This window comes from Monashia sp. HAY1-5C, from assembly GCF_056755255.1.
Window position 1 is genome coordinate 1 of sequence record NZ_JBPGXG010000152.1, and the last position, 10,351, is coordinate 10,351.

The 10,351-nt window shown below is 74.5% G+C and carries 14 protein-coding genes; 8 read left to right on the plus strand and 6 right to left on the minus strand.

Features of this window, described 5'->3' with window-relative positions:
• Positions 1-144 precede the first annotated feature (144 nt).
• The 3 genes from ACR9ZK_RS18400 to ACR9ZK_RS18410 are packed head-to-tail and all read right to left on the minus strand — an operon-like array spanning position 145 to position 1,616.
• Complete coding sequence (locus tag ACR9ZK_RS18400) at positions 145-660, minus strand: Rv3235 family protein (protein ID WP_481343410.1); 516 nt, start codon at positions 658-660, stop codon at positions 145-147.
• A 3-nt stretch (positions 661-663) separates the two neighbouring features.
• Entirely contained in the window at positions 664-957 is a 294-nt protein-coding gene (locus ACR9ZK_RS18405) for a LysM peptidoglycan-binding domain-containing protein (RefSeq protein ID WP_481343411.1), read from the minus strand.
• Positions 927-1,616, minus strand: a complete 690-nt coding sequence (locus tag ACR9ZK_RS18410; RefSeq protein WP_481343412.1) for a hypothetical protein — start codon at positions 1,614-1,616, stop codon at positions 927-929. Before ACR9ZK_RS18410 ends, ACR9ZK_RS18405 begins: the two co-directional genes overlap by 31 nt.
• 166 nt (positions 1,617-1,782) lie before the next feature.
• Between ACR9ZK_RS18410 and ACR9ZK_RS18415 the strand changes: the two genes are divergently transcribed.
• Entirely contained in the window at positions 1,783-2,331 is a 549-nt protein-coding gene (locus ACR9ZK_RS18415) for a hypothetical protein (protein WP_481343413.1), read from the plus strand.
• Between the two features lie 33 nt (positions 2,332-2,364).
• Here ACR9ZK_RS18415 and ACR9ZK_RS18420 read toward each other — a convergent pair whose 3' ends face one another.
• On the minus strand, positions 2,365-2,595 hold the full coding sequence (locus tag ACR9ZK_RS18420) for a helix-turn-helix domain-containing protein (RefSeq protein ID WP_481343414.1): 231 nt from the start codon (positions 2,593-2,595) through the stop codon (positions 2,365-2,367).
• Between the two features lie 352 nt (positions 2,596-2,947).
• Here ACR9ZK_RS18420 and ACR9ZK_RS18425 point away from each other — a divergent pair, with 352 nt between their 5' ends.
• Together ACR9ZK_RS18425 and ACR9ZK_RS18430 are read left to right on the plus strand one after the other, a co-directional pair.
• On the plus strand, positions 2,948-3,610 hold the full coding sequence (locus ACR9ZK_RS18425) for a CpaB family protein (RefSeq protein ID WP_481343415.1): 663 nt from the start codon (positions 2,948-2,950) through the stop codon (positions 3,608-3,610).
• The gene (locus ACR9ZK_RS18430) at positions 3,607-5,052 is read left to right on the plus strand and encodes a CpaE/TadZ family protein (protein ID WP_481343416.1); all 1,446 of its coding nucleotides are present in this window, start codon (positions 3,607-3,609) and stop codon (positions 5,050-5,052) included. Before ACR9ZK_RS18425 ends, ACR9ZK_RS18430 begins: the two co-directional genes overlap by 4 nt.
• Here the strand turns inward: ACR9ZK_RS18430 and ACR9ZK_RS18435 are convergent.
• Positions 5,042-6,412 carry a hypothetical protein gene (locus tag ACR9ZK_RS18435; protein WP_481343417.1) on the minus strand — a complete coding sequence of 457 codons (1,371 nt, stop codon included), beginning with the start codon at positions 6,410-6,412 and terminating at the stop codon, positions 5,042-5,044. The two genes, ACR9ZK_RS18430 and ACR9ZK_RS18435, sit on opposite strands and share 11 nt — an antisense overlap.
• Positions 6,413-6,428: 16 nt before the next feature.
• Positions 6,429-6,812: a hypothetical protein gene (locus tag ACR9ZK_RS18440; protein ID WP_481343418.1), complete on the minus strand. Its 384-nt coding sequence runs from the start codon at positions 6,810-6,812 to the stop codon at positions 6,429-6,431.
• A gap of 40 nt (positions 6,813-6,852) precedes the next feature.
• On the opposite strand from ACR9ZK_RS18440, the gene ACR9ZK_RS18445 reads away from it, so the two are divergent.
• The 5 genes from ACR9ZK_RS18445 (at position 6,853) to ACR9ZK_RS18465 (ending at position 10,279) form a co-directional block, all read left to right on the plus strand.
• Positions 6,853-8,274 carry a WS/DGAT/MGAT family O-acyltransferase gene (locus ACR9ZK_RS18445; RefSeq protein WP_481343419.1) on the plus strand — a complete coding sequence of 474 codons (1,422 nt, stop codon included), beginning with the start codon at positions 6,853-6,855 and terminating at the stop codon, positions 8,272-8,274.
• Complete coding sequence (locus tag ACR9ZK_RS18450) at positions 8,274-8,729, plus strand: DUF6912 family protein (RefSeq protein WP_481343420.1); 456 nt, start codon at positions 8,274-8,276, stop codon at positions 8,727-8,729. The genes ACR9ZK_RS18445 and ACR9ZK_RS18450 overlap by 1 nt, the downstream gene beginning before the upstream one ends.
• A gap of 16 nt (positions 8,730-8,745) precedes the next feature.
• Positions 8,746-9,267 carry an NUDIX hydrolase gene (locus ACR9ZK_RS18455; protein WP_481343421.1) on the plus strand — a complete coding sequence of 174 codons (522 nt, stop codon included), beginning with the start codon at positions 8,746-8,748 and terminating at the stop codon, positions 9,265-9,267.
• A 57-nt stretch (positions 9,268-9,324) separates the two neighbouring features.
• Entirely contained in the window at positions 9,325-9,927 is a 603-nt protein-coding gene (locus tag ACR9ZK_RS18460; RefSeq protein WP_481343422.1) for a TetR/AcrR family transcriptional regulator, read from the plus strand.
• 100 nt (positions 9,928-10,027) lie between these two features.
• Positions 10,028-10,279 carry a hypothetical protein gene (locus tag ACR9ZK_RS18465; RefSeq protein WP_481343423.1) on the plus strand — a complete coding sequence of 84 codons (252 nt, stop codon included), beginning with the start codon at positions 10,028-10,030 and terminating at the stop codon, positions 10,277-10,279.
• Positions 10,280-10,351: the final 72 nt, after the last annotated feature.

Consider the following 10,351-nt stretch of genomic DNA (forward strand, 5'->3'; position numbering starts at 1 on the left):
CCCAGATGTAGCTCCGTCTCGTGGGCTCGGAGATGTGTATAAGAGACAGAGGTGGTCGGGGCCCGCGTCGTCTGGACCGTGTCGTCCGGCCCGTGTCGTCCGGCCCGCGTCGTCTGGCCCGGGGCGGGGTTCGGCGGCTGGGGCTCAGCCGATCGTGAGGGCCGTGACGACCCAGCGACCGTCGAGGCCCTCGAGCCGCAGCGCGAGGGCGCGCACGCGTCCGTGCGACAGCACGACGGCGCACGCCTCGACGACACCGTCGCGGGGCTCGCACACCCGGACGCGGCGCACGATGGCGGGCCGCTGCGGGCCGGGCGTCCGACGGCGCCCGGCCACCATGGCCTGGCGTGCGAGGACGGAGTAGGTCGTCGGGCTCGTGTGGCGGATGAGCTGTGGCGCCGGACGCTGGCCGGACACGACCTCCACGATCGCCTGGGACAGCTTGGCCACGAAGGCGCCGGGGTCGGGCAGCTGGCTCGTGCGGGTCGGTCGCCGGCCGAAGTCGTCCTCGCCGGCCCCGAGGAAGTCGAGCGCGAGGGCGTCCTGGGCGTACGGCTGCTCGTCGCCCCAGGCCTCGTCGGCGGAGATGACGGCCGGGGCGGTCTGGGGCAGGGCGCGCACGGTGAAACCACCGGGCAGGGGGCGGGTCGTGGTGGGCACGGGTCACTCCTTCGGGACCGGGTGGCTGGTCGTCGCGTCACCGGCCGCGCCGGAGGCGGGGGGCGCGAGCTGGAGCCCGGGCACGATGCGGTCGGGGTCCTCACCGATGACCGCGCGGTTGGTGGCGTACCAGCGGGGCCAGGCACGGGCCACGTCGGCGTCCGACGCGTCGGGGCCCAGGTGTCGCCGGGCGATGGTCCAGAGGCTGTCGCCGCGGCGGACCGTGACGAGGCCGTGCGCGACCGTCGAGGGCCGGGGGCTGGGAGTCAGGAGCCGGTTCTGCTCGTCGTCGGCCACCCGCAGGGGCTCGCTCGGCCGGAAGCCGGGTGAGGGGGCGGGTGAGGAGGCGGGTGACGGGGCGGGAGCGCCGTGGTCCGCGCTGGGTCGGTAGCCCGGCCCGACGGGTGCCGCCAGCGACCGGTGTTCGGGCCGGTCCCGGCCGACTGCGTCACCCGCATCGACGGCAGGAACCCGGGTCCGGGGACGGCCGGCGCCGCGTCCGGCCCTCCGCCCCCGCGGGAAGCGCCCCGGGTACCCGCTGCGCCGAGCCCTCCTGGCTCGCCGCCGCGGGCGGGAGCCGCGACCGGTGCGCTGCCGGCCGAGGAGAGGGAGGCGGGTGGCAGGGCGAGCGAGCCGACGGAGGCTCCGAGCAGCACGGTGAGCACCTTGCGAACCGCGAGCGGGGTGACGCGCTCGGCCACCCCTGCGGCGAGCCGCCCCGCAGCGCCGGGGAGCAGGGCCAGGAGCGCCAACCCGGACCCGACAGCGAGCCACAGGGCCAGGGCGGCACCCAGCCAGGCCAGCCCGACGAGCACGAGCTCGTCCGGCCGGGCCGAGTCGGCCGTGCGCAGCCCGGAGGCAGCCACCTCGACGAGGAGGCGGGCGGCCCCCGAGGCGACCCCGACTCCGACCGCAGCCCACGCCGCGGCGCGGACCCGGCCGCCCTGCTCCTGCACAAGACCTGGCGGAGGTCGGAGAGGTGCACTCCGTGACCTGGACCCGCTCGTTCCCCGGTTCATGGGCTCATTCAATGCAGTTTGCCTGCGTTTGGCAACAGATGAGCCTCTATGCCTGTGGATGACTCGGGTCGCGCCATCGGGCTGCAGGCGCCACAGTGGTGCCATGCGTTGGGAACGGCTCTTCGACGACCTCGAGGCGCAGGTCGATGCCGACGAGGCCCGTGGCCTCGTCATCGAGGTGGCCGACCGGGTGCGGCGCGAGCGCGCCCAGCTGGACCTCCACACCCGGCTCCTGGCGCAGCTGGGCGCGAGTGCGGTCTCCCTGCGTCTTCCCGGCCGGGTGCTCGCGGGGGTTGTCCGCGACGTCGGCCCGGACTGGGTGCTCCTCGAGCCCGCGGCCGACCGCCAGGTGCTCGTGGCCCTCCCCGCGGTGCGGTCGCTGGCGGGGCTGGGCCGCGGGGCGCGTACACCCTCGGTCGTCACCCGGCGGTTCGGCCTGGGCGCGGCTCTGCGGGTCCTCAGCCGTGACCGCGCGCCCGTCGAGCTGGCGGACCTCGACGGCCGTCAGTCCACGGGCACCATCGACATGGTGGGGTCGGACCACCTCGAGCTGGCCGTCCACGCCCCCGACGAGCCGCGCCGACGCGACAACGTCAGCGGGTCGGTCGTCGTCCCGTTCGCCGCACTGGCCACCGTGCGCCGGCTCGCCTGACCCGGCGCCGCGGCAGGAGGGACGTGGACGGGCTCACACGTCGTCCACGGTTCCGCCGAACGGGTGCGCCTTGACGAAGGAGCGGGTCTCGGCGTACATCCGCTCGATGTAGGCCTCGAGCTCGCTGACCTCCACCCGCCATTGGCCGCGGCCGCCGATCTTGATGGCCGGTAGCTCACCCGAGCGCACGAGCGCATAGGCCTGGGCCGAGGAGATGTTGAGGATCTCGGAGACCTCGGCGAGCTGCAGGAACCGCTGGGCCACGTCCGCTCCTTGTCGTGTCGGCGATCGGCAGGACCGCGTCGTGCTGTGGTGGCGTCGGTCACCCCGGCGCTGTGCCCTGGCGGGACGTCGTGGTGGTCCGGGCGCCTCACGGCGTCCGTACCCGTCCAGGGCGGCGCGTACCCGACCCTCCCGCATCCCCTGCAGCGGCCGGACGTCGGGTACGGCTGCGTCCGACCGCCACATGGTAGGCCCCGTGGCTGCGGTGAGCCGTCGCCATCCACAGGTGTCGACGTCGGTGGGCGATGGCGTGCGCGCTGGTGCAGGATGTGCGCTGTGCCGGTTCGCCCGGTTCATCACGGTTCGTCCTTCGCATCGTCACACAGGGGGTCCCATGTCCGAGCTGGCGCGGCCGGTTGCCAGACGCCTCGAGCGACCGGGCTGGCGTGACAGTCGGCTCGTCGTCGGTGTCCTGCTCGTCGTGCTCGCGGCGACGCTCGGGGCCAAGGCGGTCGCGAGTGCCGACGACCGGGTGCCGGTATGGGTCGCCGGCAGCGACCTCGTCGCGGGTGACCGCGTCGAGGCCTCGTCGTTCGTGCGCGCCGACGTCCAGCTGGGCGAGGGCCTGTCGACCTACCTCACCGCGGACGCCCCGGCGCCGGTCGGGTCGTACCTGTTGCGCGACGTCCGCGCGGGCGAGCTCGTGCCGGCCTCGGCCGTGGGCAGCGGGGACCAGGTCGACGTGCAGCGCGTCACCGTCAGGGCCGATGCCGCGTCCGCCCAGGGGCTGGCTCGCGGCACGCGCGTCGACGTGTTCGTCACGCCGCGCGCCGCCACGACGTCCGATGCGGCCGCCGCCCGCACGACGCGGCTCATCCAGGCCGCCGCAGTGTCGGCGGTCCTGACCAGCCAGAGCGGTTTCGGCTCCGACGCGACCACCTCGGTCCAGCTGCTCGTGCCGAGCGAGAAGGTCACGCCGCTGGTCGAGGCCGTCGACGGGGACGCCCGGCTCACCCTCGTCCCGGTCGTCGGGGCCGTCTCGGGTCCCGGGGCATGACCGAGGTCCTGACCGGCCTGAGCCCCCGGTGGGAGTCGCCGGTCGCCGAGGCCCTCGAGGCGCTGCCGGGGGTGACGATCGCCCGACGGTGCGCGGACGTGGCCGAGCTGCTGTCGGTCGCCGAGGCCGGCCTCGGTTCGGTGGCCGTCGTCTCGTGGGACCTGCGCGGGCTCGACCTCGAGGTCGTGGACCGACTGCGCCGCAGCGGTTTCGTCGTCGTCGGGCTCGTCCCCGGGGCGGACGAGGACGCCGAGCGGCGCCTGCGGCAGCTGTCCATCCACCGGGTGGTTCCCGTCGACGCCGAGCCCGAGCGTCTCGCCGAGGCACTCGCGGACCGGGTCCCCGACGACGCCGACGCCCTCGAGGCCGCGTTCGGTCACGCCGCTCCCGGCGCTGCCGTGGGGGAGGAGGCCCACGTCGCCGGTGGCGACCCCGGGCCCGCCGACGTGCTCCCTCCCTCGCCCGCGGACGAGCTGGTCGGGTGGACCCCTCGAGGCGCGTCCGCTCCGGCCGCTACCGGCGACCTGGACCAGGACTCCCGCGACGCGGGCGCCCCCGATGTCCTCACCGGGCGGCCGAGCCGGGCACCGGTCCTGGCGGTGTGGGGGCCGAACGGGGCTCCCGGCCGAACGACGGTGGCCACGACCCTGGCCGCCGAGCTCGCCTCCCGTGGGGTGTCCGTGCTGCTCGTCGACGCCGACACCTACGGTGGGTGCGTCGCGCAGGCGCTCGGCGTGCTGGACGAGGCCCCTGGTGTGGCGGCCGCGTGCCGTGCTGCCGACCAGGGCCTGCTCGACCTGCCCGCGCTGGCCCGCATCGCACCGGAGGTCGTCCGGGGCCTGCGCGTGCTGACCGGCCTGCCGAAGGCCGAACGCTGGCCCGAGGTGCGCGCCGGCGCGCTCGAGCGCGTTCTCGACCTCGCCCGCTCGCTCGTCGACGCCGTGGTCGTCGACTGCGGCTTCTGCCTCGAGGACGACGAGGAGCTGAGCTACGACACCTCGGCCCCGCGACGCAACGAGGCCACCCTGACGGCGCTCGCCGTCTCCGACCTCGTGGTCGCCGTGGGCGGCGGCGACCCGGTCGGCCTGCAGCGCTTCGTCCGGGGGCTCCAGGCGCTCGGTACCGTCCCCTCCGGGGACCCCGTACCGGTCGTCAACCGGGTGCGGGCCTCGGCCGTCGGGTCGCGGCCGCAGGGCCGCATCGCCGACTCGCTCGCGCGGTTCGCCGGGCTCGGCGGGGTCCGGTTCGTGCCCGATGACCCCGAGGCCGTCGACGGTGCGATGCTCGCCGGACGTTCCGTCGTCGAGCACGCCCCCGACTCGGCGCTGCGCCGCGCGGTGGCCGACCTCGCATCGCACGTGGCTCCGTGGACGGTGCCCCAGCAGGGGTCGCTCGGTCGGCGGCGACGCGTCGGGTGGCGTCGACAGGCCGTCAGGGCGTGAAGAGGATCGTCAGCCCACCGAGGGTGTAGACGATCATCACAACCATCAGTGGCACCTGGCCGATGACGGCGGCCCGACGCGGGAGCACGGTGATGGCGCGCTCGTGCGCTGCCAGGACGCCCAGCAGGTGGCCGACGACGATGCTCACGGCCTGGATCGTGGCCACGAGCGTCGGCTGGATCAAGGCGTCGTTCGGCACGAGGTGGGCCGTGCCGAGGAGGTCGGCGCCGGTGCCGAGGGGGTCGGTGAGCAGGACCCACGCGTACTGCCCCTGGTAGACGAGCAGCGACCAGTAGTGCGCGACGACGTAGCCAGCGGCGATGGGCACGAGCGACGGGGCGATGTCGCTGACGAACTCCCTCGAGCGGCCGACGGGCTCGCCGGCGAGGCGTACCGAGACGACGGAGGCCAGCCAGATCGTCACCGCGACGAGCAGGAAGAAGCCGACGAGCGTGCCGGTCTTGAGCAGGACCGAGGGCAACGGCGAGCTCTGCACGAACGTCGACCAGGACAGGTTCGCCGAGAACCCGTCGTAGGCCGTGCTGCCGAGCATGACGGCGACCGTCGCGACGAGCCCGCGGGTGCCGCGCAGCGTGTTGATGCCGTGCAGCGGCGTCCGCAGGACCCAGCGGCGGTCGGGCCGACGTCCGAGCGGGGACAGCAGGCCGAGGAGGCGCGACCAGGCCTCGAAGGGGTCGGCCTCGTCGAGCCAGGCCGGGCCGAAGACCACCGAGCCGAGGACGGTCACTGCGACGTACGCGCCGATGACGAGCCGCAGGACGAGCAGGTCGGTGTTGTCGGTCGCGACGAGCTCGAGCCACGTGAACGCGGCAAGCCCGAGGGCCGCCGGCCAGAGTCCGGCCCGGTAGCGGGCGACGGCGGTGTCCGGCGGCACCTTCGCGAGCGCGAGCAGCCGGCGGTGCACGAGACGCAGCGGGTTGACGACACGCCACACCGGCCCGAGAAGCATCGAGCCGAAGGCAAGACCCACCCAGAACCAGACGTACACGACGTGCGGCACCGGGTTGCGGGCCGAGTCGGGCCCACCGACGAGCGCCACGAGCGTCCACACCGTGACGGCCCCGACGGCGAGCCGAGCCAGGACGCGCAGCCATCGCGAGTCGAGGACCCGACCCACGGCCAGGGGCAGCGGCAGGCCCTGGTCCCGGCGGAGCCGGGGCTCGCGCCAGAGCACGCCGATGGCGACGAACGAGATGAGCAGGGCCGACACGGCGGCCACGACGAGGGCGGTGAAGGGCAGGGGCAGGTCCCCGCGGCTCCCGACGCCGTGCGCCGGGGCGAGCGCCGGCGCCAGCACGGGGGCGAGCCCCGGCGCGAGGCCGTCGGGTGCGGCGGTCACGACGCGTCCGACCCGCTCAGCGGACCGCGACGGTGAGCAGCGTCAGGGCGGGCTCGTGCGTCTCGACCTCGTAGAGGCCGGGGTCCTTGGCCGTGAGCCGGAGCGTCGCCGGGGTGCCCGCCCGCAGCTGCACCTCCTGGTCGAACCCGTGGGCGTGCAGCTCGTCGTCGTGGTCGCTCGTGACGACGAGCTCGAGCGTCGAGCCGACCGGCACGTCGACCTGCGCCGGCGCCGGGGTGACGGTGCTGCCGGTGATCGTCACCGCGAGCCGCCTGACCGTGCCGGTGGCCCCGACGCCGGCGGCCGACGTGCCCGCGCCGGCGCCGGTGGTGCTGCACGCGGCGGTACCCGCGAGCGCGAGGACGCAGACGACGGGTGACAGGGCCCGGATCACACGCATGGCCACGATCCTAGATGTGGGGGTCTGGCAGAGTGTGACCATGTCCGACCGGCTGACCTCGCTCGACGCGTCGTTCCTCTACCTGGAGGAGTCGACGACCGCGATGCACGTCGGGTCGGTCATGGTCTTCGAGCCACCGCGCGAGGGCTTCGACTACGACCGGCTCGTCGGCATCATCGGCAGCCGCATCGGGGCCATCCCACGGTTCCGGCAGAAGGTCCGCGACGTGCCGGGGCGGATCGCCAACCCGGTCTGGGTCGACGACGAGTCGTTCGACATGAGCTACCACGTGCGCCGCGCCGGGCTGCCCCGCCCCGGCACGGACCGCCAGCTGCAGGACTTCGTCGCCCGGGTCCAGCCGCGGCGCCTGGACCGCACCCATCCCCTCTGGGAGGTGTACCTCGTCGAGGGCCTCTCGGGCGGCCGGTTCGCGATCGTCACCAAGACCCACCAGGCCCTCATCGACGGCGTCAACGCGCTCGACATCGCGCACGTCCTCGTCGACGCGGTCAAGGGCGGGGAGCTCGACGAGGAGCTCGTCCCCTGGGACCCGCAGCGGTCGCCGTCCTCTGTCGAGCTCGTCACCGAGGCGCTCGTCGACGCGGTCCGGCGCCCGACGCAGGTCGTCGACCTGGTCCGCGGCGGCGTCAACGACGCCCTCAACGTCGCGGTCCGAGCCGCGGAGTCGGCGGGCCACCTGCTGTCCACGGTCGCCCGCACGGCGGCCCGGCCGGCGCCGGACTCCCCGCTCAACGCCGAGATCGGCTCGGCCCGGCGGTGGGTCATGATCGCCACCGACCTCGAGGACTACCGGCGGGTGCGCGCGTGCCTCGCGCGGGGCGCCTACGCCGAGGACGTCACGATCAACGACGTCGTGCTCGCGACGATCGCGGGCGGGTTCCGAACGTGGTTGCTGGGCCGCGGCGAGCCGGTGTCGGCGGCCACGACGGTGCGCGCCATGGTGCCGGTGAGCATCTACGGCGACGACCCGTCGGGCATGTACGCCAACCAGGTCATGGCCTGCGTGGTCAACCTGCCCGTCGGCGAGCCCGGGGCCTCGATGCGGCTGCACCAGATCGCCTTCGCGATGCGCCAGCAGATGGAGGGTGGCCAGGCCGTGGGCGCGACGTCGCTGGCCAACCTCGCGGGCTTCGCGCCGCCGACCCTGCACGCCCTCGGCGCCCGCGTCGGCTCGGCGATGTCGCGGCGTCTCTACAACGTCATGATCACCAACGTGCCCGGGCCGCAGACGCCGCTCTACGCGGGGGACGCGAAGATGCTCTCGACCTATCCGGTGACGCCGCTCGCCAAGGGGCAGGCCCTGTCGATCGGCATCACCTCCTACGACGGCGGCGTGTACTACGGCCTCAACGCCGACCGCGGCGCGATGCCCGACGTCGACGTGCTCGGCCAGTCCATCCTCGAGTCCCTCGAGGAGCTGCGCAGCGGGAGGGAGTCCTGATGCCCGTCGTCCGCGTCTACGTGCCGCTCGGGCGCGACGGGCTCGAGGAGCTCGCGTCGTCCGGACGGCTGTCCGCAGGTCCGGGGACGCCACGCCTCGCCTTCGCCGTGACGCCCGCGCTCGAGGCGTCGGCGCCGGGCCATGACCTCGAGGACCTCGAGTACGCCGCGTTCAGCGATGCCGTCGACGCGGCCGGCGGCCTGCGGGTCGCGCGCGCGGACCGCCGGGTCGTGGCCTCCGCCGACGCCGATGCCGATGCCGTCGTGCACCGGGCGGTCCCGAGCGGCGGAGCGCCGGTGTCGCGGGTCGTCGTCACCGCACCGCTGCCCCTGTCACGCGTCGCGTCCTTCCACGTCGACGACGAGGTGTCGGCAGCAGGACCGGACGACGAAGCCGACGAGCTGCTCTGGTACGACGTCACCGAGCTCGACGACGTGCGCGGCTTCTTCGCCTGAGCCGCAAGGGATCCCGGTGGACGAGCAGGTCGCGCTCTACGACGAGGCCGGACGCGTCGTCGGCAGCGCGCCCCGGTCGGTGATGCGGTCGCGCAACCTGCGCCACGCGGCGTCCTCGATCGTCGTGCGGGACCCGGACGGTCGCGTGTACCTCCACCGGCGCACCACGACGAAGGACGTGTACCCCGGCCTGCTCGACTTCGCGGCCGGTGGCGTGGTGCTGGCGGGGGAGGAGCCCGGCGACGGGGCGCTCCGCGAGCTGGAGGAGGAGCTCGGGGTGCACGGCGTGCCGCTCGTGCCGCTCGGGGTCGCCGACTACGCCGACGCCGCGACCCGCTACCGCGCCTTCCGCTACACGGCGACGTGGGACGGGCCGGTGCGCTGGCAGGTGGAGGAGGTGTCGTGGGGCGCATGGGTCGACCTCCCCGAGCTGGTCCGGATCGTCGACGAGGAGCCGGAGTCCGTGGTGCCGGACAGCGTCGCCGTGTGGCGCCCGATCCTGCGGGACTGGCTCGACCCGGGTCGCGAGGGCGTCTGACCGTCTGGGCGGTCCACGGCTCTTGCCTAGGCCGAACGGTCGTGCTTTTATGGGTCCATGGGCAAGGGTGACGCGACGAAGCAGGCGGTCCTCGACGAGGCGGCCGAGCTCGCGTCCCGCGTCGGGCTCGGGGGCCTGACGATCGGCACGTTGGCCGCCGCCACCAAGCTGAGCAAGAGCGGGCTGTACGCCCACTTCGCCTCCAAGGAGGCCCTGCAGGTCGAGGTGCTCCGGCACGCCCGTGAGCGGTTCACCGACGTCGTGCTGCGCCCTGCCCTGGCATCGCCGCGCGGCGAGCCGCGTCTTCGCGCCTTCTTCGACGCCTGGCTCGAGTGGCAGTCGAACGGGTACGGCGGCGGCTGCATCTTCGTCGACGCCGCAAGCGAGTTCGACGACCAGGAGGGGCCCGTGCGCGACGAGCTCGTGCGTGCCGAGCGCGACAAGCAGGAGTCGGTCGCGCTCATCGTCGGCACGGCCGTCGCCGAGGGGCACTTCCGCGCCGACGTCGAGCCCGAGCAGTTCGCCTACGAGCTCGAGGGCATCGTCCTGGCGCACCACCAGGCCAGCCGGCTCCTTCGCGACGCCGGGGCTCGGGCCCGCGCCGGCCGGGCCTTCGAGCGTCTCCTCGACGCGTGCCGGCCGGTCGCCCGGTCGGCCTGACCGCGTTCCCACCGCCCACCGCAGGGGCCCAACTCCCGGAAGGACCGTCATGGCTTATCCAGCATCACAGAAAAGCACGATCGTTCGGACGCCTTCGTCGATGGCTCTGCGAGCCCTCGACCGGTTGGCTCCCCCCCTGGCGGCGCGCCTGCTCGAAGGCGTGTGGTTCCGCGTCCCCCGCGTCCCCCGCGTCGCGCGCAGCGGCCTCGTCGCCGCGCCTCCGCCCGACGACCCGGCGCCCACGGTGCGCGAGCTGCTCGGTGCGCCCTTCGAGGTGCCGGTGCAGGGGCGGGTCGTCCGGGGGCTGTCTCTTATACACATCTCCGAGCCCACGAGACGGAGCTACATCTAGTGGGGCGGGTTCTGTGTTGGAGAGAGGGGGGGGGGGGGGGGGGGGGGGGGGGGGGGGGGGGGGGGGGGGGGG